Genomic DNA, 26,679 nt, shown 5'->3' with positions numbered 1-26,679 from the left:
CGCGTTCTTCCGTCCTGCGTTCTTCACGGATACTCCCTTGTTCCGTAAGTGAGTTGAGGGGGCGTCAGTCCGGTGACCGTCAGCCCTTGACCGCGCCGAGCATCACGCCCGAGACGAAGTAGCGCTGGACGAACGGGTACACGCAGAGGATCGGCAGCGCGGTGAGCACGATCGTGACCGCCTGGATGTTCGCCCCGACCTGGCTGAGCTGATCCGTGGCGGCACCGGCGTTGCCGCCTTGGGTGGCACCCGAGATGAGGTTGCGCAGGTAGACGGTGGCCGGCATCAGCTCGGTGCTGTCCATGTACAGGAATGCCGCGAACCAGGAGTTCCAGAAGGCCACCGAGTAGAAGAGGATCATCGTCGCGACTACCGCCTTGGACAGCGGCAGCACGATGCGGAGCAGGATGCCGTACGTGCTCAGCCCGTCGATCTGCGCGGCCTCCTCCAGGTCGGTCGGCAGACTCTCGAAGAAGGCCTTCATCACCAGGAGGTTGAAGACGCTGATCGCGTTCGGGATCGCCAGCGCCCAGATGGTGTTCTTCATGCCGAGGCTGCTGATCAGCACGTAGTTCGGGATCAGACCGCCGGTGAAGAACATGGTGAAGACGGCGATGCCGACGAGCGCGGTGCGCCCCTTGAGGTGTCTCTTCGACAGGACGTACGCATAACAGGTCGTCAGGACCATGGCCACGGTGGTGGACACGACCGTGTAGAGCACCGTGTTGCCGTAGTTCCGCCAGAACATCGAGTCCTGGAAGACGATCTTGTAGGTGGTGAGGTTGAAGCCCTTGGGCCACAACGACACCTCTCCCGCCCGGATCTGGCGTTCTCCGCTGAAGGACCGCGCGACGATGTTGACGAACGGATACAGGGTCACGACCACGACCAGGGTGAGGATCACCCCGTTGACGCCCTGGAAGACGCGGTGGCCACGCGTGGGCCGGTGGACGCTCACCACAGGCTCGTCCCCACCGTGCGGCGGGAGAGCTGGTTGGCGGAGGTGATCAGCACCAGGCCGATGATCGCCTCGAACAGGCCGATGGCGGCGGCGTAGCTGAAGCTGTTGGACTCGACACCGGTCCGGTAGACGTAGGTGGAGATCACGTCGGCCTTCGGATACGTCAGCGGGTTGTACAGCAGCAGGACCTTCTCGAAGCCGACCGCCATGAACGTGCCGATGTTGAGGATCAGCAGCGTGATCATGGTGGGCCGGATGCCGGGCAGGGTCACGTGCCAGATCTGCCGCCAGCGGTTGGCACCGTCGATGCGCGCGGCCTCGTACAGGTCCTCGTCGATCGTGGTGAGCGCGGCGAGGTAGAGGATCGTGCCCCAGCCGGCGGTCTGCCAGATCTCCGAGCCGACGTAGATCGTGCGGAACCACTCCGGTTCCTGGATGAACCGGATCGGATCGTGCCCGAACCAGCCGAGGGCGTGGTTGACCGGGCCGTCCGTGGCGAGCATCTGCATCGTGACACCCGCGACGATCACGATGGACAGGAAGTGCGGAAGGTACGACACCGACTGCACGAACCGCTTCAGCGAGCGTCTGCGCACCTCGTTGAGCAGCAGTGCGAGCACGATCGGGATCGGGAAGCAGAAGAGAAGCGTCAGCCCGCCGAGCCACAGGGTGTTGCGGAACACCTGCCAGAAGGTGGGGTCGGTGAGGAACATGCGCACATAGCGCAGCCCCACCCACTGCTCGCCGAAGATCGAGCCGCCCGGCTCGAAGCGGCGGAAGGCGATGACGTTGCCGATCATCGGCAGATAGCGGAAGACCAGGAAGAACAGCAACGGCAGGATCGCCAGCGAGTACAGCTGCCAGTCTCGGCGCAGGGCCCGCCGCCAGCCGGTGCGCGCGGCCTTCCGCGGACGGCGACGGGGTGCGGCCCGGGCCGGCGGCGGGTCCTGGGTGCCCGGTGGTGGGGCCGACGTGGTGGACGTGCTCATGCTCGGGCCTCCCGGGGCATGGGACGCTGAAACCGAAACTTTCGAGCTCTTACCGGTAACTTCGCGGCAACTTAGGGGCAGCAGAAAGCGCTGTCAATGGGAGCTGCACACGGGGATGTTGAGTCGTGAGGCGACCGTGCCGCCCTGGATTCACCTCGGGACGAGGGTGGAAGAGATGAAGAGATCGGCGTGGTCACATCGGAACTTTCTGCCATACGACCGCAACGATCGGACCGAGCCGCCCCGTTGACGCCTGTGAGGTGCCGCCGTGCCCGCGTTCGACCTGCCCCTGAGAGAGCTCGAGCACTACCGACCGGCCCCCGAAGAGCCCGCCGACTTCGACGAGTTCTGGCTCGGCACCCTGAAGGAGGCCGGGCAGACGGACCCGGTGGTGTCGGCCCGGCCCGTGGAGAGCGGTCTACGGCTGACGGAGACCTGGGACGTCACCTTCCGCGGCTTCGCCGGCGATCCGGTCCGCGCCTGGTACAGCAGGCCCGCCGGGGTGCGCGAACCACTGCCGGCCGTCGTCGAGTTCGCCGGCTACGGCCGCGGGCGGGGCCTCCCGCACGAGCGGCTGACCTGGGTGAACGCGGGGTATGCGCATCTGCTCATGGACAACCGGGGCCAGGGCGACCAGTACGGCTGCGGCGGCGACACCCCCGACCCGCACGCGGGCGCACCCGGCGGCCCCGGCCCCGCGGTACGCGGCCTGCTCACCCCGCACGACTACCACTACCGCCGCCTGATCACGGACGCCGTGCGCTCGGTCGCCGCGGTGCGGGAGCTGCCCGGGGTGGACGGCGCGCGCGTCGCGGTCGTCGGCAACAGTCAGGGCGGCGGCGTGGCCCTCGCTGTCGCGGGGTTGGTGCCGGACCTGGCGGCGGCCCTGGTCACCGCCCCCTTCCTGTGCGGCATCCGGCGCGCCCTCGACCTCACCGACGCGGCCCCCTACGGCGAGATCACCGCGTACCTGTCCGTGCACCGGGGCGCCGAACAGGCCGCATACCGCACCCTGTCCTATCTGGAGGGCATCTCCTTCGCCCGGCGCGCACAGGCCCCGGCGCACTTCGGGGTGGGCCTGCGCGACACGGTGTGCCCGCCGAGCGGGGCGTACGCCGCGTTCAACCGCTATGGGGAGCTGGCCGACGCGGATCCCTGCAAGGAGATCCACGCCTATCCCTACAACGGCCACGAAGGCGGCGACGCCGTGCATGTACGCCGCCAACTCGACTGGCTCGCAGGCGTGTTCAGCCCAGGGCCGACGTGAACACGGGCAGGTCCGCGTCCTGCGGCAGTTTCACTCCCGCGATGGTCTTCCCATATACGGTGCTCGGGGCCACGCGGCGGGGCGCTGAACGGCCCAGCACCCAACCAGCTTGACATCGTTGTCCGTTGGGGCGGTAGAGTCATGCACAGACCATCGGACAACGTTGTCGCACCAAGGTCTCACCACGAGCCCGCACCACCCGGCCGGACGTTCTCCCCCCACGCCCGGCCGGCTCGCGGACCCGGTGGCACACAGTCCACCGGGTCCGCCCCGAGCGGAGGTTCAGAACGGCGATTCAGGTGACGACTGCTCAGCCGGGGCCGGTTCAGCCGACCCGGCAGGGAAGCGTCGTCGCGGTGTCACCGCCGGAGCCGGAGACGACGTATCCGAACGTCGTGCTCTCCCCCGGATCCAGCGACCCGTTCCAGTCGGCGTTGTGGACCATCACCGCCTGGCCGGTGTATGTCGCGTTGCCGCTCCACAGACTTTCGACCTTCTGGCCGCTCGGCAGCGTCCAGTCGACCATCCAGCCCAGCATCGGCACGTCGCCGGAGTTGGTGACGGTCACCTCGGACTGGTAGCCGCCGCTCCAACTCCCGGTCGTCTTGCGGGTGGCCGTGCAGGTGCCCGGCACCGGTTCCGTCGGGTTGCCCGGTTCGTGAATACCGGTGACCTCGCCGTTTCCACCGTCGAAGACGACGTCGGAGCAGGAGTAGAAGGTCTCGGCGCTGTCCGAGCGCTGCCAGACCATGTAGATGATGTGCCGTCCCGACTTGCCGTCGGGGAGCTTGCCGTTCCAGGAGTAGTTGGCCTCGACCGTGCCCGGGCTGCCGTTGAGCGGCGGGTGGTCGACGCTGAGGAAGGGCTGGTCCTCCATGTCGTCCCAGGTGAGGGTCTGCTTCGGGTCGAAGCCGTCCTTGGTGACGTAGACGTAGAACCAACCCGGGTGCGCGGCCCAGGCGTTGTACGAGAAGTCGACGCTCGCCCCCGAGGTGAGGTGGGTAAGCGGCCAGTCGTCGCGGGCTGCGTTGAAGCCGGTGAAGTTGGTGTTGCCGCCACTGCACAGCTCGCCGTCCGGCACGAAGCCGCGGGTGCGGCCCGCGCCGTCCGAGCGCAGCACCGAGAACCAGTTGTAGAACGGCGTGGTGCCGCTGACCTGCTGGGCATTCTTGCAGGCCGGGTTGATCGGCTTGATCTCACCCGTGTCGGTCAGGCCGTCCTGCCAGCACAGGAAGGTGCGGCTGCCGGGCTTCATCGGGGTGCCGTGGGCCTCCGCCTCGCCGCCGGCCGTGACGACCAGGCTGAGCGCCGGGATCGTCGCGAGCAGGGCCACGAGGACGAGGAAGAGGGCTCTGGCGCGGGTGGGGGGCGTTAATCGCCGCACGGGATCCGGGGACCCCGTTGGTGTTGTCATGATCATGACAGATCAGTCCGTTCCTTGAGGTACGGGCCGGGTGGATGCGTGTCTGCGGATACATGTGCGGATGCGGGGGGTGGGGGCGACCACGGGGCGGGTTCCGGTCCACCGCATGGGAGCGCTCCCACCCCACCTTCTGGGGAAGCTAGCGCCGAGCGGCCGACTTGTAAACGTCTGGCGCACAAGGGCCGCACCTCGGCGCTTGCGGCGCTCGGGACATCGGTGCCGTCAGTGGTGGCGTGCGGACGTCACACCGGGTACGACGCCTGGAAGGCCAGTCGCGCCTCGGCTCCCTCGCCGATCGCCGTGAGGAGGTCGTCGAAGGCCAGGAACTCCTCCCAGACCGTCCGGCCGCTCGCCGTGGCCAGCCGTCCGACGACCAGGTCCTCCAGTTCCGGGACGCGTTTGTTCTTCCAGATCTTGTCCGCCACGCTCACGAGCAGGTCCTCGATGCCGAGATCCGGGAGATTCCAGTCGGCGTGCGTGCCAGCGAAGCGGGCCAACTCCGGGCTGACGCCCCGGGCCAGGAGCAGCGCGCGGCCGGCCTCCTCGTGTGCGGAACCCGGGCCGGAGAGTTCGGCGACGTGGGCCGTCTTGCCGATGTCGTGCGTGGCCGCGCCGAAGAGTACGGCGGCGCGGTCGAGGGGCAGACCCGGGTGCTGCTCTCCCACCCGGCCGACGAGCTGGTGGGCGACGTCGTGCACGGCCCTCAGGTGTGCTGCCAGGCGCGGTGGGGCGTCGAGCTCGCGCAGGAGAAGGGCGACCTCGTCCGGGAGGGGGCGCAGGGGCGCATCTCCGGGGCCGGTGTCGTGGAGGGCTCGGTGCAGGAGGTCGGGGGGTCTCACGCGGCAAGGGTAGGGGTGAGGGCGGGAGTTGGGCGGCGCGGGTCGCGGCGAGGGCGGGAGCCGGGCGGCGCGGGTCGCGGCGAGAGCGGGAGCCAGACAGCACACGTCGGGGCAAGAGCAGGAGCCAGACAGCACACGTCGGGGCAAGAGCAGGAGCCACACGGCACAGGTCGCGGCAAGAGCAGGAGCCAGACAGCACACGTCGGGGCAAGAGCAGGAGCCAGACAGCACAGGTCGCGGCAAGACCGGGAGCCGGACAGCACACGTCGGGGCAAGAGCAGGAGCCAGGCGGCACAGGTCGCGGCAAGAGCGGGAGCCGGACAGCACAGGTCAGGGCGAAGGCGGGAGCCGGACGGCTCGGTCGGCGGTGTGGTCAGTTCGTGGTGGCCGTCGGCGACGGACGGCCCGGGCGTACGGAGAAGGCCGTGTCGCCCGCCACCGCCACGATGGCGTCCTTCACGAGCAACAGGCTCGGGATCGTGTTCTCCGCCGAGTCCCCGGGGTCGTCGAGCTTGTCCGTGGTCCACCGCTGAGCGCCGGTCCCGCGGTCGAGCGCGAGGAGGCGGCCGTAACGGTTGGCGAAGTAGAGCGCGTCGTATTTCGTCGACCGCACCGGCGCCGACAGGTTCTCGATCTGGGTGCCCTGCTGCCACAGCCGGGTGCCGTCGGCCACCGCGACCGCGGTGACGGTCCCGTCGGGGCGCACGAAGTACACCGTGCCGTCGATGACGGTGGCCGTGCCGCGCGGGGCTCCCGCCAGGGGGACCCGGGTGACGGTGCCGTTGGTCGGGTTCACCCGCAACAGGGTGGTGTACGCCTCGTCCCGGCCGTCGTCCGACTGGTACTCCGCGCTCTTCTGCAGCAGGAACAGCGGCTGCCCGTCGACGGCACCGAGCGACTCCGCCCCCTCGGGCAGCGGGTCGAGTTCGTGCGCCGTGCCGTCGGTCGGGTCGAGGCGCAGGAAGCCGGTCGGGCCCGTGGTGGGGTCGTTCGCGTCGGCACACACGCCGTAGGGGGCGCCGTCCAGAACCATCGGGCCGCAGGAGGTTCCGGCCGACGACTTGGCCGGGGTGCGCCACAGGTCCTTGCCCGTGGTGGCGTTGAAGGCGACGAACTCCTTCGTGTCGTCCGACACCGTCAGGACGCCGCCGTCGAACAGGGCGACGCGATGACTCGCGTCGACCGTGCGGGTCCAGACGCGTTTCCCGGTGTCGGCGTCGAGGGCGATCACTCGCTGGTCTGCGTACACCTCGTCCGGCTGCTCGTACGTGTACACGATCCCGTTGCGCACGCCGAGGGGCCGCTCGGCGGCCTGGGAGTTGCTGCCGAACCGCCACGCGACACGGCCCGAGGCGACGTCGAGGCGGGCGACCGTGAAACCGGTGCCCGCGCAGTACAGGGAGGATCCGCCGGACACACAGCCGGAGTCCACGCTGCCCACGTTGATGCTCACGGGGTCGTCCCGCACGGCTCGGGTGAGGTTCGTCTGCCAGGGCTGCCAGCCGACGGGGAGCGCCGGGGTGGGAGAGGAGGGACGGCCGGCAGCGGGCGGGTCCTCGGTGGTCTCCGGGCTCGACACCAGGTGGTACACCGACGCGGACACCGCGGCGACGGCCAGGGCCGCGGCGAGGACCACGAGGCGGCGGCCACGGCGGCCGGTGCCGGCCACGCCCGTCTTGGCACCGGCCCCCCGGGAGGCCCTCCGGTGTCCCGGGACGGTCGGCGGACCCGGCAGGGCCGGGGTGCCCGGCGTGTCCGGTGTGTCCGGCATGGTCCTGAACAGCCGGTGCAGCTCGGCCAGTTGGGGTCTGGTGCCCGGATCCTTGTCCAGGCAGCGCTCGACGACGCTCAGCAGGGGCTCGGACACGCCGTCCAGGGCGGGCTGCTCGTGCACCACCTGATAGCCCGTCATGTACGGACTGCCGCCGTCGAAGGGACGGTTGCCGGTGGCCGCGTACACCAGCAGGGAGCCCAGCGAGAACACGTCCGAGGCGGCGGTGACGTCCCGAGGTGAGGCGAACTGCTCAGGGGACATGAAGGGCGGGGTGCCGATCAGCCGTCCGGTCACGGTGAGTGCCTGGTTGTCGGCGGCGCGCGAGATCCCGAAGTCGATGACGCGCGGCCCGTCCTCGGCCATCAGCACGTTGCTCGGCTTCAGGTCCCGGTGCACCACGCCCGCCTGGTGGATGTCCCGCAGCGCCTCGACCAGTCCGAGGGCCAGGGTGCGCAGCTCGCGCCCGCCCAGCGCCCCTTCCTTGGCAACGACGTCCTCCAGCGTGCGGCCCGGCACGTACAGGGTGGCCATCCACGGCAGCTCGGCGTCCGGATCGGCGTCCACCACGGGGGCGGTGAACGCGCCGCTCACCCGGCGGGCCGCCGCGACCTCCTGCCGAAAACGCGTCCGGAACTCCTCGTCCTGCGCGTACTGCGTGTGGACGACCTTGACCGCGACCTGGCGTCCGGAGGCCGCGCGTGCCAGGTAGACGACGCCCATGCCACCGTTGCCGAGCCGGTCGACGAGGGCGTAGCCGCCTATGGACCCGATGGACTCCGATTCCCCGGTGCTCACCGGCATGTTCCGGTCGCCCATCGCAATTCCCCTGTGTCGCACGGCTGTTCAGCGGCATCAGACTAGTGCCATTCCCACGGGCCGTGGCGCAGAGGCTGGATGGCCTACACCGACGCCGACCTGCTCCGGATCGCCTGTACTGCCGGTGCTGCCTGGGATGCCTCTGCTGCCCCTGCTGCCCCTGCTGCCTGTACTGCCGTCGGGTCGTCCGCCGTCGGGAGGCCGATCGTGAACTCCGTGTGCCCAGGGACGCTGTGCACGTCGATCCGGCCTCCGTGAGCCGACGTGATCGCCGCCGCGATGGCGAGGCCGAGCCCCGATCCGCCCGCTCGGGCGTCCGTGCGGGAGCGGGAGGTGTCGGCGCGGGTGAAGCGTTCGAAGACCCTGGGCAGGAGGGCGGGCGGGATGCCGGGGCCGTTGTCGCGGACGCGGATGACGCAGTGGTCCGAGGTGGCCTCGACGGACGCCACCACCGTCGTGCCCGCAGGCGTGTGCATCCGCGCGTTGGCCAGCAGGTTGGCCACCACCTGGTGGAGCCGGGTCTCGTCGCCGAGGACCAGCGCGGGCGTGTCGAGGCCCAGTTCCAGCTGCCAGTCGTGGTCGCCGCCCGCGGCGCGCGCGTCCCACACGGCCTCCGCGACCAGCGCGGCCAGGTCCACCTCGGCGGACTGCAGGGGCCGCCCCTCGTCGAGGCGGGCCAGCAGGAGGAGGTCCTCCACCAGGCCGGTCATCCGGGCCGATTCGGCGGAGACCCGGCGCCAGGCCATGACCGGCTCGATGCGGTCGGTGCCGCGGTTCATCAGTTCCGCGTATCCGGCGATGGACGCGAGTGGCGTACGGAGTTCGTGGCTGGCGTCGGCGAGGAAGCGCCGCATCTTCTCCTCGCTGTGGCGCACCCGCTCCTCGCTGCGCTGCCGCTCGGCGAGGGAGGACTCGACGTGGTCGATCATGCGGTTGAGTGCCGCGCCGACCTGGCCGGCCTCGCTGGCGGGGTGAGTGTCGGGTTCGGGCACCCGGGTCAGGCCGACGACCTCGCCCCTGCCGAGGGGCGCGCGGGAGACCTCGGCGGCGGTGGCGGCGACCCGGCCCAGGGGCCGCAGCTGACGCCGTATGACCACCGCACAGGCACAGCCCGCGACGGCCAGCCCGAGACCTGCGACCATCGTCTCGACCACGACGAGGCCGCTGATCATGTGCTGTACGTCGTCCATCGGGAGCCCGGTCAGGACCCGGACGCCGTTGTCGTCGAGCACGGTGACCCGGTAGGTGCCCAGGTCGGGGACGGTCCGGGTGTGCTTCGAGCCGTCGGTGCCGATGCCTTTCAGCGCGGCACGCTGGGCGGTGGTGAGGGCCTTGGGAGCGGCGTCCGGGCCGACGACCTCCGCGGAGAGGATGGTGCCCCCGGCGTCGAGCCGCGCGGCGAGCATGCCGGTGGGGTGGCCGCTCTCGTTGAGGAAGGTCAGGTCGGCCTCGAACTCCGGGTGGAGCGAGGCACCGCCCAGGCTGCGCTCGGCGGCGTTGGTGACCCGGCCGTCCAAGGCGCCCATGAGGTAGGCGCGTTGGACGTAGGCGGTGGTGAACGCCATCGTGGTGCACACGACGACGAGGGTGGCACTGACGAAGAGGAGCAGTCGGGTGCGCAGGGAGTGCGTGCGCAGCCTCGGGCGCGGCGTGGCGGTCATCTCCCCTCCTCCGCAGGCCTGATCGCGTAGCCCAGCCCGCGCATGGTGTGGATCATCGGCGCCCGGCCCTTGTCGATCTTGCGGCGCAGGCCGGAGATGTAGACCTCGACGAGGTTGCCGCCCCCGTCGAAGGAGCTGTTCCAGACGTGGTCGAGGATCTGGGCCTTGCTCAGCACCTGGCGCGGGTGGTTCATCAGCAGGCCGAGCAGGTCGAACTCCTTGGCGGTGAGCTGGATCGGCGTGCCCGCGCGGCGCACCTCGCGGCTGTCCTCGGCCAGCACGAGGTCGCCGAGCACGCGCACCGAGTCGTCGGCCCGGCCGTGTTCGGTTCCGGCCCTGCGCAGCAGCCCGCGCAGCCGCAGCACGACCTCCTCCAGGGAGAACGGCTTGGTCACGTAGTCGTCGGCGCCGGCCTCCAGGCCGTCGAGACGGTGCTCCAGCGCATCGCGGGCGGTGAGCATGAGCACGGGCAGCTTCGGGTCGTCGTGCCGCAGCCGGCGCAGCACCTGAAGCCCGTCGAGGTCGGGCAGCATCCCGTCGAGCACGACGGCGTGCGGCGCGCAGCCCTGGGCGACGCGCAGCGCGCTGTGCCCGTCCGCGGCCGGGTAGGGCCGCCAGCCCGCCTCGGTGACGGCCACGGACAACAATTCGGTGAGCGTGGGCTCGTCATCGACGATGAGCACGCGGACGCGGCCGGTTCGGGACCCGGAGGTGCCAGTCATGTCTTGATTTTGTCCCCCTCGGCTGAGGGAACCCTGTGGTCCACCTGAGGGTGGGTGATGACCTGGGACGTCCTGGTCCCGGCACGGCGGAGGGCCGCATCCCCGTCACCGGGAATGCGGCCCTCAACTGCCCTGCCGTACCGCTTACTTGCGGATCAGGCTGCGCAGCACGTACTGCATGATGCCGCCGTTGCGGTAGTAGTCCGCCTCGCCGGGGGTGTCGATGCGGACGACCGCGTCGAACTCGACACCGGTGTCGGTGGTGACCTTCACCGTGCGCGGGGTGGTGCCGTTGTTGAGCTCCTCGACGCCGGTGAAGGAGAAGGTCTCCTCGCCGGTCAGGCCGAGGGTGGCGGCGGACTGGCCCTCCGGGAACTGGAGCGGCAGGACGCCCATGCCGATGAGGTTCGAGCGGTGGATGCGCTCGTACGACTCGGCGATGACGGCCTTGACGCCGAGGAGCGCGGTGCCCTTGGCGGCCCAGTCGCGGGACGAGCCGGAGCCGTACTCCTTGCCGGCCAGGATGGCCAGCGGGACGCCCTGCTCGATGTAGTTGCGGGAGGCGTCGTAGATGAACGACACCGGAGCGCCCTCGACAGTGAAGTCACGCGTGTAGCCGCCCTCGGTCCCCGGCGCGATCTGGTTGCGCAGGCGGATGTTGGCGAACGTGCCGCGGATCATGACCTCGTGGTTGCCTCGGCGGGAGCCGTAGGAGTTGAAGTCACGACGCTCCACACCGTGCTCGGTGAGGTACTTGCCGGCCGGGGTGTCGGCCTTGATCGCACCGGCCGGGGAGATGTGGTCGGTGGTGACCGAGTCGCCCAGCTTGGCGAGGACGCGCGCGCCCGTGATGTCGGAGACCGGGGTGGTCTCCATCGTCATGCCCTCGAAGTACGGGGGCTTGCGGACGTACGTCGACTCCGCGTCCCACTCGAAGGTGTTGCCGGTCGGGATCGGCAGGGCCTGCCACTGGGCGTCGCCCGCGAAGACGTCCTGGTAGGACTTGTTGAACATGTCCTCGCCGATGGCGTTCGCCACGACGTCGTTGACCTCGGCCTCGGAGGGCCAGATGTCCTTGAGGAAGACCGGGTTGCCGTCCTGGTCGACGCCCAGGGCGTCCTTGGTGACGTCCACCTTCATGGAACCCGCGAGGGCGTAAGCGACCACCAGCGGCGGGGACGCCAGGTAGTTCATCTTGACGTCGGGGTTGATCCGGCCCTCGAAGTTCCGGTTGCCGGAGAGGACCGAGGTGACCGCGAGGTCGTGGTCGTTGACCGCCTTGGAGACCTCCTCCGGCAGCGGGCCGGAGTTGCCGATGCAGGTGGTGCAGCCGTAGCCGACGAGGTTGAAGCCGACCTTGTCGAGGTACGGGGTCAGGCCCGCCTTGTCGAAGTAGTCGGTGACGACCTTCGAACCCGGGGCGAGGGTGGTCTTGACCCACGGCTTGCGGGTCAGGCCCTTCTCCACGGCCTTCTTCGCGACGAGCGCGGCGGCGACCATGACGTACGGGTTCGAGGTGTTGGTGCAGGAGGTGATGGCCGCGACCGTCACCGCACCGTGGTCGATCTCGTACGTCGAGCCGTCGGGGGCGGTGACGGTGACCGGGTTGGACGGAGCGCCGTTCGGGTGGACGGCCGGGGAGTCGGAGGCCGGGAAGGACTCCTTGCCCGCCTCGTCGACGTCGTCGACGTAGTTGCGGACGTCCGTCTTGAACTGCTCGGCGGCGTTCGCGAGGACGATGCGGTCCTGCGGGCGCTTCGGGCCGGCGATGGAGGGGACGACCGTGGAGAGGTCGAGCTCCAGCTTCTCGGAGAAGTCCGGCTCGGCCTTCGGGTCCAGCCAGAGGCCCTGCGCCTTGGCGTACGCCTCGACGAGCGCCAGCTGCTGCTCGGAGCGGCCGGTCAGCTTCAGGTACTTGATGGTCTCGTCGTCGATCGGGAAGATCGCGGCGGTGGAGCCGAACTCCGGCGACATGTTGCCGATGGTGGCGCGGTTGGCGAGGGAGGTGGCGGACACGCCCTCGCCGTAGAACTCGACGAACTTGCCGACCACGCCGTGCTTGCGCAGCATCTCGGTGATCGTGAGCACGAGGTCGGTGGCGGTGGTGCCGGGCGTGAGCTCACCGGTCAGCTTGAAGCCGACGACGCGCGGGATGAGCATGGAGACCGGCTGGCCGAGCATCGCGGCCTCGGCCTCGATGCCGCCGACGCCCCAGCCGAGGACGCCGAGGCCGTTGACCATGGTGGTGTGCGAGTCGGTGCCGACGAGGGTGTCGGGGTAGGCCTGGCCGTTACGGACCATGACCGTGCGCGCCAGGTGCTCGATGTTGACCTGGTGGACGATGCCGGTGCCCGGGGGGACGACCTTGAAGTCGTCGAACGCGGTCTGGCCCCAGCGCAGGAACTGGTAGCGCTCGCGGTTGCGGCCGTACTCCAGCTCGACGTTCTGCGCGAAGGCCTCGTTGGTGCCGAACTTGTCGGCGATGACGGAGTGGTCGATGACCAGCTCGGCCGGCGAGAGCGGGTTGACCTTCGCCGGGTCGCCGCCGAGCTCCTTGACGGCCTCACGCATGGTGGCGAGGTCCACGACACAGGGCACACCAGTGAAGTCCTGCATGATCACGCGGGCCGGCGTGAACTGGATCTCCTGAGAGGGCTGGGCCTGCGAGTCCCAGCCGCCGAGGGCGCGGATGTGGTCGGCGGTGATGTTCGCGCCGTCCTCCGTGCGGAGCAGGTTCTCGAGCAGGACCTTGAGGCTGTACGGCAGGCGGGCCGAGCCCTCCACCTTGTCCAGCCGGAAGATCTCGTACGACTCGTCGCCCACCTGCAGCGTGCTGCGGGCGTCGAAGCTGTTCGCCGACACGACAGTCTCCTTCATTTTTGTGCGCTTACCACCGCATCCTGCCGCCACACCGTCTTGGCCGATCCGCTAAGGTAAGGCTAAGTTAGGCACGCCTTACCACCGGACTGACGATGGCGTGCGACCGCGGCGCGCCTCGGCAGATATCTCGATGTCGAGATAACTCTAGTACATGGGGCCGGGTTGGTCATGCCCGGCCTCCCCGTGATGTCCTCCCGCACCATGGACCGAGCCGATTTCTCCCGGGACGACCCGGCCCGGCCGACCCGGGGGCCGCTGATCTCTCGCAGTGAAGGCGACCGCAGTCTTCCCGGCTGGTACTGCGCGGCGACCAGCCGCAGCCAACCAGCTCAAGGCTGTCGCCTGCGGACCTCTGCGAACCGCCACTGCATCGAGGGGTGCCCAGCCGGGCCCGCTGAGCCGCCGCGACCGGCCGCGATCCCATCACCCTCCGGGAAATCATCATCGCTCGATGTGACCGAGCGGTTCGGTATGCCCGGGGGCTTGCCGCTTTGTTCAGCGGTGCTCGGGCTCCACCGGGAGCCACAGTTCGGCGTCGGCCTCGGTCTTCTCCGGCGACAGGCGGGTGCGCAGGATCTCAGGGCCGGTGCGGGTGCGGTACGGGTTCGACGGGAACCACTCGGTGAACACGTCGCGCCACAGCTCCTGGATGGCCTGCGGCGCCGGCCCGGAGGTGGTGAAGACCGCCCAGGTGCCGGCCGGGACGGCCAACGTGGTCGTGCCCTCCGGAGCGGCCTCGGAGGTGATCACGCCGTGGTGGTAGTCGAGTTCGGTGCCCTCGGCGCGGCTTGGGTCCAGGTCGTCACAGACCGCGACGATGCCGTGCGGCTCCTGGTCCGACAGTTTCTCCAGGCGCTCCAGGGTCCGCGGGTCGATCCCGCGGACAAAGTCCATGATCGCCTGGTTCGGCCCCGCATGCACCAGCGGTACCCGGGTCTTGAGCCCGACGACGGTGAACTCCGCCTTGTCCACGACGCGATATCGCATACCGCTCCTCCCTTCGACGGTGAGGCGGAAGGCCATCCGAGACTGGGAGTTGAGCGCGGCGCCGGTACGCCGGGCCTCGCCCGGTCCGATGCCGTGCATGGCACGGAACGCCCGCGCGAACGCCTCGCCGGAGCTGTAGCCGTAGCGCACCGCGATCTCCAGCAGCGTCTCGCGTCCCGCGAGCACTTCGGCGCCCGCGAGGGTGAGCCGACGGCGCCGGATGTACTCCGACAGCGGTATGCCCGCGAGCGCGGAGAACATCCGACGCAGGTGGTACTCCGAGGTGGCCGCGAGGCGTGCCAGCTCCTCCACCTCGACGGCCTGGTCGAGATGGCACTCGATGTGCTCCATGGCCCGGTTCAGCCGCTCCAGCATGCCCGGTCTCCTTCCTCTTCCTCTCCAGGAACGGATGAAGCATGTCTACCCGGCGCTGCAGCCGGTGCCGTCCCCGTCCGGACCGGGGGTGCCCTGTCCCAGGCCCCGACGGATCGCGATCTCCACGGGTGAGTACGCGCCGTCGGCCCGCTCCAGTTCGTACGGCGCGGCCGGCATCAGCGGCGGCTGCGCCATGAAGCGCGGCCGCACCCCATGATGCGGTTGCGCCGCGTGCACCAGGAACGGATGACACAGGAAGACGTCGCCCGGGGCCCCGGTGGCCAGGGCGAGTGGCCGGTGGTCGGAGGCCGCCACCAGATCGGGCGCAAGGGTCAGCCCGCTCGCCCCGTCCTCCCCGTACTTCTCCAGCACCTTGGGCACGTCGAGGTGTGAGCCGACCCGGATCCGGGTCGGGGCGTCCTCCTCACCGACCTCGCTGAACAGGAACAGCATCAGCAGCGCCCGGCCCCGGGAACGCAGATTTGTGAAGTACCAGCTCTCGCCCTCCGGCAGATAGCTCCCCTCGATGTGCCAGCCCGCGTCGTCCGGCTCCTCCTCGTGCGGGAAGCGCAGCGGGAACGTGCCCAGCGAGTAGCGCGGCTCCCAGCATCCCGCGCCGACGAGCAGGTCGTACGCGCGCTGCAGGGACGGGGAGTTGGGTGCGGCGGCGAACGGCCCCTGCGCCATGCCGGCCACCCAGCGCACGGGCTGCGTCCACGTCGCCGGATCGTCCGGGTCGCAGCCCGTCTCTCGCCACAGCAGCCGCGCGCAGTCCGCGGCCACGCGCGGCGCGACGGCGCCCTCCAACTTCACGAAGCCGTCGCGGAGGAAGCGAGATACCAAGGTGGTGTCATCCATGCCCCCATCGTGCGGCGACACCGGTCCCGATCACCCGACATTCCCCGCACCGCCTTTGTCGGGTGATCACCGAGCCCTTTCCTGCCGCCATCGGACAGCGCCGACTGACCCTTGCCTGGACCTGCCCGGAGCCGCGGGTCGTCGAGTTGCGGGACGAGGACGGGCGCGTCACACGACACCGGTACGCCGTCGGTCACCTTCGAGGAGGCGGTGGAGTACGGCCATCAGTTCGCCAAGTCGGGGTATCCGACAGGAGTTGGGAGCAACCGACCGACCCTGAAGGGAGGCCCCCATGCCCCTCACGTTCCGCAAGAGCTTCCGGATCCTGCCCGGCGTGCGCCTGAACATCAACCGGCGCTCCTGGTCCATCACGACCGGCGGCGGCAGCCACGGGCCCCGGCACACGAGCAGCAGCACCGGACGGCGTACGACATCGGTGGATTTGCCCGGACCTTTCGGGTGGCGTCGCACCCGCACCGCGAAGCGCCGTTGACCATCCCTCAGGCCCACCCCCGCCGGTCATCCGAACGGACCCCCTCAAGAGGCGCCATCTCATATCTGAGATAGCCTCAACCTCATGGCAGACGACTACCTCGTACGTATCGGCAAGCTCATCCGTGACGCCCGGCAGCACCGGGGCTGGACGCAGTCGCAGCTTGCCGAGGCGCTCGGCACCAGCCAGAGCGCCGTCAATCGCATCGAGCGCGGCAACCAGAACATCAGCCTTGAGATGATCGCTCGAATCAGTGAAGCGCTGGACAGCGAAATCGTCTCTCTGGGCTACGCGGGCCCGATGCACCTGCGCGTGGTCGGCGGTCGTCAGCTGTCCGGCGCCATCGACGTGAAGACGAGCAAGAACGCGTGCGTGGCACTGCTGTGCGCCTCGCTGCTCAACCAGGGGCGCACGGTGCTGCGCCGGGTCGCCCGCATCGAGGAGGTGTACCGCCTGCTGGAGGTGCTCAACTCCATCGGCGTACGCACCCGCTGGATCAACGACGGCGTCGACCTGGAGCTGGTGCCGCCGGCCGAGCTGAACATGGCGGCGATCGACGCGGAAGCCGCCGTACGGACGCGGTCCATCATCATGTTCCTCGGTCCCCTGCTGCACCGCATGAACCGCTTCCAGCTCCCGTACGCCGGGGGCTGCGACCTCGGTACGCGGACCATCGAGCCGCACATGATCGCGCTGCGCCGGTTCGGGCTGGACATCGCGGCGACCGAGGGCCAGTACCACGCCACGGTCGACGGGTCGGTCCGGCCGGACCGGCCCATCGTGCTGACCGAACGCGGGGACACGGTCACCGAGAACGCGCTGCTCGCCGCCGCCCGGCACGACGGCGTCACCGTCATCCGCAACGCCTCCTCCAACTACATGGTCCAGGACCTGTGCTTCTTCCTGGAGGCCCTGGGCGTCCGGGTGGAGGGCATCGGCACCACCACGCTGACCGTGCACGGCGTGCCCGACATCGACGTGGACGTCGACTACTCCCCCTCCGAGGACCCGGTCGAGGCGATGAGCCTGCTGGCCGCCGCGGTCGTCACGGAGTCGGAGCTGACGGTGCACCGGGTGCCCATCGAGTTCCTGGAGATCGAGCTCGCGGTCCTGGAGGAGATGGGCCTCGACCACGACCGCACGCCGGAGTACCCCGCCGACAACGGCCGCACCCGACTGGTGGACCTCACCGTCCGGCCCTCCAAGCTGGAGGCGCCGATCGACAAGATCCACCCGATGCCGTTCCCCGGCCTGAACATCGACAACGTCCCCTTCTTCGCGGCCATCGCGGCCGCCGCGCAGGGCAAGACGCTGATCCACGACTGGGTCTACGACAACCGGGCGATCTACCTGACGGACCTCAACCGCCTCGGTGGGCGGCTGCAGTTGCTGGACCCGCACCGGGTGCTGGTCGAGGGCCCGACCCGCTGGCGGGCCGCCGAGATGATGTGCCCGCCGGCCCTGCGGCCCGCCGTGGTCGTCCTGCTCGCGATGATGGCGGCGGACGGCACGTCCGTGCTGCGGAACGTGTACGTCATCAACCGGGGGTACGAGGACCTGGCCGAGCGGCTCAACTCGGTCGGGGCGCAGATCGAGACGTTCCGGGACATCTGACCGCACCCCAGGTGCCGCCGTTCCCCCCTGTGGGTGCGGCGGCGTCCGGACGGCCCTCGTGGTCGGTGGTGGAGTGGACGGCCCTCGTGGGTGGTGGAGCGGGCGGCCGGGGACGGTGGTCGGGCGTCAGTTCGTTGTTTCGGGGCGGGCCGGGTCGGCCCAGTGGGTGTGGAACGATCCCGGGCGGTCGATGCGCCGGTAGGTGTGGGCGCCGAAATAGTCGCGCTGACCCTGGAGCAGGGCGGCGGGCAGACGGTCGGCGCGCAGGGTGTCGTAGTGGGCGAGGGCCGCGGAGAAGGCCGGGACGGGGATGCCGCGGCGGGCCGCGGAGGCGACGATCTCCCGCCAGGGCACCTGGGCGTCGCCGATCTCACGGGCGAAGCCCTCCTCGCCGAGCAGGCCGGCCAGGCCGGGGTCGGCGGTGTACGCGGCGCGGATGCGGTCCAGGAACGCGGCGCGGATGATGCAGCCGCCGCGCCAGATCCCGGCGACGGCGGCGAGGTCGATCTTCCAGCCGTACTCGGCGCCCGCGTCCTGGATCATCTTCCAGCCCTGGTCGTAGGCGATGACCTTCGAGGCGTACAGGGCGTGTTCCACCTGGGAGGTGAAGCGGGCCGCCTCGGTGCGGCTCAGCGGCACGGTGGTGCCGCCGGGCAGGCCGCGGTAGGCGGCGCGCAGTGCGCTCTGTCCTGAGGCGGCGCGGGCGAAGGTGGCCTGGGCGATGGCCGTGACCGGGGCGGCCAGGTCCAGGGCGGTCTGGACGGTCCAGCGGCCGGTGCCCTTCTGCCCGGCGGCGTCCGCGACGACGTCGACGAAGGGCTCGCCCGTGGCGGCGTCGGTGTGGGCCAGCACCTCCGCGGTGATCTCGATCAGGTACGAGCCGAGGCGCCCCTCGTTCCAGCCGCGGAAGACGTCGGCGATCTCGGCCGGGGTGTAGCCGGCGACCTGGCGCAGCAGGTCGTACGCCTCGGCGATGAGCTGCATGTCGGCGTACTCGATGCCGTTGTGGACCATCTTGACGAAGTGCCCGGCCCCGTCGGTGCCGACGTGCGCGGCGCACGGCTCGCCGTCGACCTTCGCGCTGACGGTCTCGAACATCGGGCCGAGGACGGCGTACGACTCGTCCGGTCCGCCGACCATGATCGACGGTCCGTTGAGGGCGCCCTCCTCGCCGCCGGAGATGCCGGCGCCGACGAAGTGGACGCCGTGTCCGCGCAGCGCGCTCTCGCGGCGGCGGGTGTCGGCGAAGTGGGCGTTGCCGCCGTCGATGATCATGTCGCCGGGCTCCAGCAGTCCGGCGAACTCCGCGATGACGGCGTCGGTGGCGGCGCCCGCCTGCACCATGATCACCAGTCGGCGCGGCCGTTCGAGGGCGGCGACGAACTCCTCGGCCGTCTCGGCCGCGACGAACGTGCCCTCGGCGCCGAACTCCTCGACGAGCAGCCGGGTGCGGCTCGCGCTGCGGTTGTGCACGGCGACGGTGTAGCCGTGGCGGGCGAAGTTGCGAGCCAGGTTGCGGCCCATCACGCCCAGGCCGGTGACGCCGATGTGTGCGCTAGGGATCATGGGTGGTTCCTGTCCTCTGAGTCTGCGACGGGGCTCCTGCGGGTTTGTACGTGCGCGGGCCGGGATCGTCTCGGACCCGTCTCCGTTTGCCGCGCCGAGTGCCCGCACGGCAGGGTGCAGGGGTGGCTACTTTGCTGATCGTGCATCACACGCCCTCGCCGAACTGCCAGGCACTGTTCGAGGCCGTCGTCGCCGGGGCGACGGACCCGGAGATCGAGGGCGTCCGCGTCGTACGGCGGGCCGCGCTGGCCGCGACGGCGTCCGACGTGCTGGAGGCCGACGGGTTCCTGCTCGGCACGCCGGCCAACCTCGGTTACATGTCCGGCGCGCTGAAGCACTTCTTCGACCAGGTCTACTACCCCTGCCTCGACGCCACGCAGGGCCGCCCGTTCGGCTACTGGGTGCACGGCGGCAACGACGTCACCGGAGCGGTCCGCGGCATCGAGTCGATCACGACCGGCCTCGGCTGGCGGCGGGCCGCCGACGCCGTGACCGTGACGGGCGAGCCCCGCAAGGCGGACGTCGAGGCGTGCTGGGAGCTGGGCGCCACGGTCGCCGCGGGGCTGATGAACTGACGCCGCGCTCAGCCCTCGATCAGGGTGACGTCCTGTCGCTGGGCCGCGTGGAGGCGGGGCAGCAGCAGGCCGCCCTGCGAGTTCAGCTCCATCACGGTCGCCTCGACGTGCACCACGCCGGCTGCGAGGGAAGTCGGCGTCGGCATACCGGTGTTCTGCCAGATGTGCTCCATGCCGTCACACACCGCGCCGGTGCCGCCGATGCCGTGATGGACGGTCGAGGAACCCTGGGCGACGGTCGAGCTGACGAACACCGTGCCGGTGCCGCCGGTGCAGCGGTAGGTGCCGGAGAGGGTGACCGTGCCGTCGGCCGCGATACGGCCCGTCGGGTCGACCGTCACGGTCTCGTACGGGTCGGCGGTGGCCTGCGCGGCGGGGGCGGCAAGCAGGAGCAGGGCGGCACCGGCGGCGAGGCCGAGGGCAGGACGCAAGGACATGGGAAGACCTCCTGAAGTGGGGCCCCCACTGGTACCTGGCACGAGCGTCCTCAGCCGTGATCGTCACCCCTTCGGTGGCGAGTCCGCACCGACGGTCGTGGAACCGTCCGGGTGTTGTCCGGGTGTTGTCACGCTTCACGGCAGGCTGTTCCGATGAGTCCGCGGCGGGAGGATGGTCTGTCCATGGGACCGGACCCGATGGTCCTACCGACGTGGAGGTGCGCCATGTGTTCCCACCAGCCCTCGTGCCCCGCAACCGACTACCACGCCCCGCACATCGTCGCCGCCCACCCCGAGCAGGGCTGGACCCTGCTGTGCGACGGCGCGATCGTGTTCGACGACAGCGGCGAGCTGCTGCCGGACGGCCGGATCGTCGCCCCGCTCCGGGTGCCCGTCGAGCGGCTGCCCATCGCCGCCTGATCATGTACCTGAAATGAACTCCCGCAGTGCGCAGGCGAGTTGTTCCGGCTGGTCCTCGGCGACCAGGGTCCGTGAGTCCTCGATCTCCACCAGCCGCCCCTGCGGGAGCAGTTCGGCCAGGCGACGGCCGTGGGCCCGGGGCATCATCAGGTCCTCGGTGGCCCACACGACGAGCGCCGGCCTGTCGAACTTCCGCAGTCCCTCGGCGGCTTCCAGCAGTTCGTTCCGTCGGACGTGCGTGCCGTAGTGGCGGAAGTCCCGCCGGATCGCCGGATCCGTGCGCAGCGGGCGCAGCCAGCCGTCGACGATCTCGTCCGGCACGGGACGCCTGGTCAGCGCGCCGATGCCGACGGGCAGCCGGCGCAGCGGCTTCAGGCCCAGGGTGCGCACCAGGAACGCCACCCCGCCCGGCACCCGGCAGGCCACACCGATCAGCTTGCCGGGCAGGCCCGGCGGATAGTTGTCGAAGGCCTCGCAGGAGATCAGCACGAGCCGCGCCAGCCGCTCCGGGTGCCGGACCGCGACGGTCTGGGCCCGACCGCAGTCACTCTCGACCAGCGTGACGTTCCGCAGGTCGAGCCGCTCCAGGAACTCCGCGATCAGCTCGATGACGACGTCCGGCGTGGGCGGCCGGGTCATCGGCGTGCGGTGGGAGCCGTAGGGCAGGGTCGGAGCGATCACCCGGTGGTCCGGGCGGAGTTCGGCGACGACCTTGCGCCAGACGGTGGCGTCGTGGACGAGTCCGTGGAGGAGGACCACGACGGGGCCGTCGCCGCCCGTGTCCTCGTAGGCGATGTTCCCGGCGGAGAGCTCGATCTCGGGCATGCCGGGAGGCTACGGCAGCGCGCCCGGTCACGGCAGTACGGCGAAGCCGTCGAGCTCCACCATCGCCCGGTCGTCCCAGAGGCGTACGACCTCCACGACTGCCATCGCCGGGTAGTCGCGGCCCGCCACCTCGCGCCAGATACGGCCCAGTTCGGGGGCGTGGGTGCGGTACGCGGCGACATCCGTGGCGTAGACGGTGACGCGGGCGAGGTCGGCCGGGGTCGCGCCGGTGGCGGTCAGGGCGGTGAGGAGGTTGGTGAGGGCCTTCTCGAACTGCTCGGGGAGGGTGTCGCCGACGACCTTGCCGTCGGCGTCGAGGGCGGTCTGGCCGGCGAGGAAGACGACCCGGGTGCCGGTGGCGACGACCGCGTGGGAGAAGCCGGTGGGCGGGGAGAGACCGGGCGGGTTCACCCGCTCGGCGGTCACGCGCCGACCTCCTTGGTTTCCACGCCCGCGTACAACTCCTTGGCGATGATGCCTCGTTGGACCTCGCTCGCACCCTCGTAGATGCGCGGGGCGCGTACCTCGCGGTAGAGGTGTTCGAGGAGGTGGCCGCGGCACAGGGCACGGGCGCCGTGCAGTTGAACGGCTGCGTCGACGACGTACTGCGCGGTCTCGGTGGCGAGCAGCTTCGCCATCGCCGCGCGCCCGGGGACGTCCGGAGCGCCCTCGTCGTACGCCGTCGCCGCCGCGTACACCATGAGGCGGGCCGCCTCGGTGCGCAGGGCCAGCTCGGCGACCTGGTGGGCGACCGTCTGCAGATCCTTCAACTTGCCGCCGAACGCGTCCCGTCGGGCGGTGTGGACGACGGTCGCGTCGAGGGCCGCCTGGGCCATGCCGACCGCGAAGGCGCCGACGCTGGGGCGGAAGAGGTTGAGGGTGCCCATCGCGACCCGGAAGCCGCGGTCGACCTCGCCGAGCACGTCGTCGGCGGTCACCGGGACGGCGTCGAACCCGAGGGTGCCGATGGGGTGCGGCGAGAGCATGTCGAGGGCCGTGCCGGTCAGGCCGGGACGGTCGGCGGGCACCAGGAAGGCGGTGACGCCACGGGCGCCGGCGCCGGGCGTGGTGCGGGCGAAGACCGTGTAGAAGTCGGCCTCGGGGGCGTTGGAGATCCAGCACTTCTCACCGGTGAGCCGCCAGCGGGCGGGGCCGTCGGGCTCGGCGGTGAGCGGAGTGCCGGGACGCGGGTCGCCGGGCTCGGCGGTGAGCGGAGTGCCGGGACGCGGGTCGCCGGGCTCGGCATCGAGAGGGCTTCCGCGTCGCACGTCACCGGGCGCGCCTGCCGGTCGCCGGCCCGCCGGTTCCGCCCGCTGCGCCTCCCGCTCCGCCCGTTGTGCCTCCCGCTCCGCCCGCAGCGTCAGCGCCGCCGCGTCCGACCCCGCCCCCGGCTCGCTCAGCGCGAACGCCGCCACCGCCGTGCCGTCGGCCACCCGGGGCAGCCAGCGTTCCCGCTGGGCCGGGGTGCCGTGGGCGTGGACCGGGTGTGCGCCCAGGCCCTGCAGGGCGAGGGCGGTCTCCGCCTCGGTGCAGGCGTACGCGAGGGACTCGCGCATCAGGCAGAGGTCGAGGGCGCCGGAGGTGAACAGGCGGGACAGCAGGCCGAGTCGGCCGAGTTCCGCGACGAGCGGGCGGTTGACGTGGCCCGGTTCGCCCTTCTGAGCAAGGGGGCTAAGCCGGTCCGCGGCCAGGGTGCGCAGCTCCGCACACCAGGCGATCTGTGATGGTTCGAGTGAGAATGCGGGCATTGCCGGTCCTCTCTCCCCGCAGCCCTGCGGGCACTCCCCCGACGGTATCGCGCACCGTTGACTGCCGTCACCAACACGATACGCTCGATGCGCGAACCCACCAGGAACACCCGCCAGGGATGCCCACCCGACGCCCACCACCGATGCCCACAAGGCAAGGGGGCGAACCGCCAATGAACCCCTCGGCCCACGTCGACACCTTCGCCCGCGACCACCTCCCGCCTCCCGACCAGTGGCCGGAGCTCCGCTTCGACCTTCCGGAGCTGGACTACCCCGATCGGCTGAACTGCGCCGCCGAACTGCTCGCCGGCCCGGCCGCGGACCGACCGGTGTTCCACTCCCCGGCGGGCGCCACATGGACGTACGGCGAGCTCCGCACCCGAGTCGACCGCGTCGCACACGTCCTCACCCGTGACCTCGGTGTCGTCCCCGGCAACCGCGTACTGCTGCGCGGCCCCACCACCCCCTGGCTGGCCGCCTGCTGGCTGGCGGTGCTGAAGGCGGGCGCGGTCGCCGTCACCGTGCTGGCCCAGCAGCGCCCGCACGAGCTGGGCACGATGTGCGAGATCGCGGAGGTACGGCACGCCCTGTGCGACATCCGGGCCGTCGACGACCTCGCCAAGGCCGAGATACCGGGGCTCAGGATCACGACGTACGGCGGGGACGCCCCCGACGACCTGCTGAACCGGGCGACGCCCGAGGAGCCGTACACCGCCGTGGACACCGCGGCCGACGACGTCGCGCTGATCGCGTTCACCTCCGGGACCACCGGCCGCCCGAAGGGCTGCATGCACTTCCACCGGGACGTGCTGGCGATCGCCGACACCTTCGCCCGCCATGTGCTCGGGCCACACTCCGAGGACGTCTTCACCGGTAGCCCGCCACTGGGGTTCACCTTCGGTCTCGGCGGACTGGTGGTCTTCCCGATGCGCGCCGGTGCGAGCGCCCTGCTCCTCGAACAGGCCGGCCCCAGGCAGCTGTTGCCTGCGATCGCCGAGCACCGGGTGTCGGTCCTGTTCACCGCGCCCACCGCGTATCGCGCGATGCTCGACGAGCTGGACTCGTACGACGTCTCCTCCCTGCGCCGGTGTGTCTCCGCCGGCGAGAACCTGCCGGCCGCGACCTGGCGGGCCTGGCACGAGCGGACCGGGCTGCGCGTCATCAACGGCATCGGCGCCACCGAGCTGCTGCACATCTTCATCTCGGCGGCCGACGAGCACATCCGGCCCGGAACGACGGGGGTGCCGGTACCGGGGTGGCACGCGCGCGTGCAGGACGAGAGCGGCACGCCGGTGCCCGACGGCGAGCCCGGGCTGCTGGCGGTGCGCGGACCGGTCGGCTGCCGGTATCTCGCCGATCCGCGGCAGCGGGAGTACGTGCGCGACGGCTGGAACATCACCGGGGACACGTATGTCCGCGAGCCCGACGGGTACTTCCGGTACGTCGCCCGCGCGGACGACATGATCATCTCGGCCGGGTACAACATCGCCGGACCGGAGGTCGAGGACGCGCTGCTGCGCCACCCCGACGTCCTGGAGGCGGCGGTCGTGGGGCGGCCCGACGAGGCGCGCGGGCAGGTCGTGGTGGCCTACGCCGTCCTCAAGCAGGGCGCCGAACGGGACACCGAGGCGCTGCGCGCCTTCGTGCGATCCGAACTGGCGCCCTACAAGTGCCCGCGCGAGATCGTCCTCCTGGACGCGCTGCCGCGCACGGCGACCGGAAAGCTTCAGAGATTCAAGCTGCGCACCGATGGTGACCAGCAGTGATGCCGACGACCTAAGATGATCAACGTGTCCGACCAGCATGCCCCACGGTCTCTCATCGTCACGCTCTACGGCGCGTACGGCCGCTTCATGCCCGGCCCGGTGCCCGTCGCCGAGCTGATCCGGCTTCTGGCCGCCGTCGGCGTCGACGCCCCCTCCGTACGCTCGTCGGTGTCCCGGCTCAAACGCCGCGGGCTGCTCGTGCCGGCCCGTACGGCACAGGGCGCGGCGGGGTACGAACTGTCGCCGGACGCCCGCCAGTTGCTCGACGACGGCGACCGGCGCATCTACGCCACGACACCGCCGGACGACGAGGGCTGGGTACTCGCCGTGTTCTCCGTGCCGGAGTCCGAGCGGCAGAGGCGGCACGTGCTGCGCTCACGTCTGGCCGGGCTCGGCTTCGGCACCGCCGCGCCCGGCGTGTGGATCGCTCCGGCGCGGCTGTACGAGGAGAGCCGGCACACCCTCCAGCGGCTGCGGCTCGACCCCTACGTCGACTTCTTCCGGGGCGAGCACCTCGGCTTCGCGCCGACCGTGGATGCGGTCGCCCGCTGGTGGGACCTGGCGGCCATCGCCAAGGAGCACGAGGCGTTCCTCGACCGGCACGCGCGCGTGCTGCACGACTGGGAGCGGCGCGCGGACACCCCGGCCGAGGAGGCGTACCGCGACTACCTCCTCGCCCTGGACACCTGGCGCCACCTCCCCTACGCGGATCCCGGGCTGCCGGCCGGCCTGCTCCCCCCGGACTGGCCGGGCGCCCGCTCGGCCGCGGTCTTCCGGGGGTTGCACGAGCGGCTGCGGGACGCGGGGGCCGCCTTCGTCGGCGTATGACCGCCCCCGCGGGAGTGCGACCGCTCTCGCGGCTGTGTGACCTCACACACATCACAGGCCCCTAAGGGAACCCTCAGGTTCCTCTGTCCCTCTTCTCAAGTTTCTTACCTACCGTCCCTCGGGTCGTATGTGAGAGGGAAGAGGACTGTTGCGCATGACCACCACGGCAAGGGCTCAGGGAGCCACCGTCTGGCTCACCGGGCTGCCGAGCGCGGGCAAGACGACCATCGCCCGCCACCTCGGCGACCGGCTGAAGGCCGAGGGACATCGCGTGGAGGTCCTCGACGGCGACGAGATCCGCCGCTTCCTCTCCGCGGGCCTCGGCTTCTCCCGCGAGGACCGCAACACGAACGTGCAGCGCATCGGGCTGGTGTCCGAGGTGCTGGCGCGCAACGGCGTGCTGTCCGTCGTCCCGGTGATCGCCCCGTACGCCGACAGCCGCGAGGCCGTCCGCAAGCGGCACGACGCGAGCGGGACGCCGTACATCGAGGTGCATGTGGCCACCCCGGTCCAGGTGTGCAGCGAGCGGGACGTGAAGGGGCTGTACGCCCGGCAGGCCGCGGGCATGCTGTCCGGGCTGACCGGCGTCGACGATCCGTACGAGCCGCCGACGGACCCGGCGCTCGTGCTGCCGACGCAGGAGCAGACCCCGCAGGAGTCGGCGACCGCGGTGTACGCGGTGCTGGCGGAACGGGGGCTGGTGTGAGCGCGACGACTCCCGACGCGACGACTCCCGAGAAGGGCTTCACCCTCTCTCACCTGGACGCGCTGGAGTCCGAGGCGGTGCACATCTTCCGTGAGGTGGCGGGCGAGTTCGAGCGGCCGGTGATTCTCTTCTCCGGCGGCAAGGACTCC

The 26,679-nt window shown here is 70.8% G+C and carries 23 protein-coding genes and 1 pseudogene; 9 read left to right on the top strand and 15 right to left on the bottom strand.

Features of this window, described 5'->3' with window-relative positions:
* Positions 1-79: 79 nt before the first annotated feature.
* The gene (locus ADK57_RS24050; protein ID WP_053751616.1) at positions 80-961 is read right to left on the bottom strand and encodes a carbohydrate ABC transporter permease; all 882 of its coding nucleotides are present in this window, start codon (positions 959-961) and stop codon (positions 80-82) included.
* Positions 955-1,950, bottom strand: coding sequence for an ABC transporter permease (locus tag ADK57_RS24045; protein WP_053751615.1), 996 nt, complete (start codon positions 1,948-1,950; stop codon positions 955-957). Before ADK57_RS24045 ends, ADK57_RS24050 begins: the two co-directional genes overlap by 7 nt.
* A gap of 268 nt (positions 1,951-2,218) precedes the next feature.
* Between ADK57_RS24045 and ADK57_RS24040 the strand changes: the two genes are divergently transcribed.
* A complete protein-coding gene (locus tag ADK57_RS24040; RefSeq protein ID WP_053751614.1) occupies positions 2,219-3,217 on the top strand; it encodes an acetylxylan esterase in 999 nt (332 codons plus the stop codon).
* Positions 3,218-3,542: 325 nt separating this feature from the next.
* On the opposite strand, the gene ADK57_RS24035 is transcribed toward ADK57_RS24040, so the two are convergent.
* The 8 genes from ADK57_RS24035 to ADK57_RS24000 form a co-directional block, all read right to left on the bottom strand.
* Positions 3,543-4,637 (bottom strand): lytic polysaccharide monooxygenase auxiliary activity family 9 protein, encoded by a 1,095-nt coding sequence (locus ADK57_RS24035; protein ID WP_053751613.1) that lies wholly within the window; start codon positions 4,635-4,637, stop codon positions 3,543-3,545.
* A gap of 245 nt (positions 4,638-4,882) precedes the next feature.
* Positions 4,883-5,479 carry an HD domain-containing protein gene (locus ADK57_RS24030; protein ID WP_107091635.1) on the bottom strand — a complete coding sequence of 199 codons (597 nt, stop codon included), beginning with the start codon at positions 5,477-5,479 and terminating at the stop codon, positions 4,883-4,885.
* Positions 5,480-5,852: 373 nt separating this feature from the next.
* Positions 5,853-8,069 (bottom strand): protein kinase domain-containing protein, encoded by a 2,217-nt coding sequence (locus ADK57_RS24025; RefSeq protein WP_234390396.1) that lies wholly within the window; start codon positions 8,067-8,069, stop codon positions 5,853-5,855.
* A gap of 83 nt (positions 8,070-8,152) precedes the next feature.
* Positions 8,153-9,730, bottom strand: a complete 1,578-nt coding sequence (locus ADK57_RS24020) for a sensor histidine kinase (RefSeq protein WP_053751612.1) — start codon at positions 9,728-9,730, stop codon at positions 8,153-8,155.
* The gene (locus ADK57_RS24015) at positions 9,727-10,452 is read right to left on the bottom strand and encodes a response regulator transcription factor (protein WP_053751611.1); all 726 of its coding nucleotides are present in this window, start codon (positions 10,450-10,452) and stop codon (positions 9,727-9,729) included. Before ADK57_RS24015 ends, ADK57_RS24020 begins: the two co-directional genes overlap by 4 nt.
* 144 nt (positions 10,453-10,596) lie before the next feature.
* Positions 10,597-13,314, bottom strand: a complete 2,718-nt coding sequence (gene acnA / locus ADK57_RS24010; RefSeq protein WP_053751610.1) for an aconitate hydratase AcnA — start codon at positions 13,312-13,314, stop codon at positions 10,597-10,599.
* Between the two features lie 513 nt (positions 13,315-13,827).
* Complete coding sequence (locus tag ADK57_RS24005) at positions 13,828-14,694, bottom strand: AraC family transcriptional regulator (protein WP_053751609.1); 867 nt, start codon at positions 14,692-14,694, stop codon at positions 13,828-13,830.
* A 45-nt stretch (positions 14,695-14,739) separates the two neighbouring features.
* Positions 14,740-15,552 carry a phytanoyl-CoA dioxygenase family protein gene (locus tag ADK57_RS24000; RefSeq protein WP_053751608.1) on the bottom strand — a complete coding sequence of 271 codons (813 nt, stop codon included), beginning with the start codon at positions 15,550-15,552 and terminating at the stop codon, positions 14,740-14,742.
* A gap of 292 nt (positions 15,553-15,844) precedes the next feature.
* On the opposite strand from ADK57_RS24000, the gene ADK57_RS23995 reads away from it, so the two are divergent.
* A complete protein-coding gene (locus tag ADK57_RS23995; protein ID WP_053751607.1) occupies positions 15,845-16,045 on the top strand; it encodes a DUF4236 domain-containing protein in 201 nt (66 codons plus the stop codon).
* Between the two features lie 84 nt (positions 16,046-16,129).
* Entirely contained in the window at positions 16,130-17,659 is a 1,530-nt protein-coding gene (locus ADK57_RS23990) for a helix-turn-helix domain-containing protein (RefSeq protein WP_053751606.1), read from the top strand.
* A 126-nt stretch (positions 17,660-17,785) separates the two neighbouring features.
* On the opposite strand, the gene gndA is transcribed toward ADK57_RS23990, so the two are convergent.
* Entirely contained in the window at positions 17,786-19,225 is a 1,440-nt protein-coding gene (gene gndA / locus ADK57_RS23985) for an NADP-dependent phosphogluconate dehydrogenase (protein WP_053751605.1), read from the bottom strand.
* Positions 19,226-19,347: 122 nt separating this feature from the next.
* On the opposite strand from gndA, the gene ADK57_RS23980 reads away from it, so the two are divergent.
* Entirely contained in the window at positions 19,348-19,800 is a 453-nt protein-coding gene (locus ADK57_RS23980; RefSeq protein WP_053751604.1) for a flavodoxin family protein, read from the top strand.
* 8 nt (positions 19,801-19,808) lie between these two features.
* Here the strand turns inward: ADK57_RS23980 and ADK57_RS23975 are convergent, their stop codons facing one another.
* Positions 19,809-20,237 (bottom strand): DUF6299 family protein, encoded by a 429-nt coding sequence (locus ADK57_RS23975; protein WP_053751603.1) that lies wholly within the window; start codon positions 20,235-20,237, stop codon positions 19,809-19,811.
* A 225-nt stretch (positions 20,238-20,462) separates the two neighbouring features.
* On the opposite strand from ADK57_RS23975, the gene ADK57_RS23970 reads away from it, so the two are divergent.
* Positions 20,463-20,657, top strand: a complete 195-nt coding sequence (locus tag ADK57_RS23970) for a DUF5999 family protein (protein ID WP_053751602.1) — start codon at positions 20,463-20,465, stop codon at positions 20,655-20,657.
* Here the strand turns inward: ADK57_RS23970 and ADK57_RS23965 are convergent, their stop codons facing one another.
* Genes ADK57_RS23965 through ADK57_RS23955 form a run of 3 tightly spaced genes read right to left on the bottom strand, consistent with a single transcriptional unit; the run spans position 20,658 to position 23,230 of the window.
* Complete coding sequence (locus ADK57_RS23965; protein ID WP_053751601.1) at positions 20,658-21,482, bottom strand: alpha/beta fold hydrolase; 825 nt, start codon at positions 21,480-21,482, stop codon at positions 20,658-20,660.
* A gap of 27 nt (positions 21,483-21,509) precedes the next feature.
* On the bottom strand, positions 21,510-21,908 hold the full coding sequence (locus tag ADK57_RS23960) for a RidA family protein (RefSeq protein ID WP_053751600.1): 399 nt from the start codon (positions 21,906-21,908) through the stop codon (positions 21,510-21,512).
* Positions 21,905-23,230: an acyl-CoA dehydrogenase family protein gene (locus ADK57_RS23955; protein ID WP_053751599.1), complete on the bottom strand. Its 1,326-nt coding sequence runs from the start codon at positions 23,228-23,230 to the stop codon at positions 21,905-21,907. Before ADK57_RS23955 ends, ADK57_RS23960 begins: the two co-directional genes overlap by 4 nt.
* A gap of 173 nt (positions 23,231-23,403) precedes the next feature.
* On the opposite strand from ADK57_RS23955, the gene ADK57_RS23950 reads away from it, so the two are divergent.
* From ADK57_RS23950 to ADK57_RS49195, 4 genes and pseudogenes are all read left to right on the top strand, one after another.
* Positions 23,404-24,996 (top strand): AMP-binding protein, encoded by a 1,593-nt coding sequence (locus ADK57_RS23950; RefSeq protein ID WP_053751598.1) that lies wholly within the window; start codon positions 23,404-23,406, stop codon positions 24,994-24,996.
* Between the two features lie 15 nt (positions 24,997-25,011).
* Positions 25,012-25,824, top strand: a complete 813-nt coding sequence (locus ADK57_RS23945; protein ID WP_053751597.1) for a PaaX family transcriptional regulator C-terminal domain-containing protein — start codon at positions 25,012-25,014, stop codon at positions 25,822-25,824.
* A gap of 154 nt (positions 25,825-25,978) precedes the next feature.
* Complete coding sequence (gene cysC / locus ADK57_RS23940) at positions 25,979-26,530, top strand: adenylyl-sulfate kinase (protein ID WP_053751596.1); 552 nt, start codon at positions 25,979-25,981, stop codon at positions 26,528-26,530.
* Positions 26,527-26,679 (top strand): annotated as a pseudogene (locus ADK57_RS49195) (sulfate adenylyltransferase small subunit); the annotation flags it as partial. The gene cysC and the pseudogene ADK57_RS49195, both read left to right, overlap by 4 nt.

This window comes from Streptomyces sp. MMG1533 (genome assembly GCF_001279775.1).
Taxonomy (GTDB): Bacteria; Actinomycetota; Actinomycetes; order Streptomycetales; family Streptomycetaceae; genus Streptomyces.
This window is presented reverse-complemented; position numbering and strand designations above follow the sequence as displayed.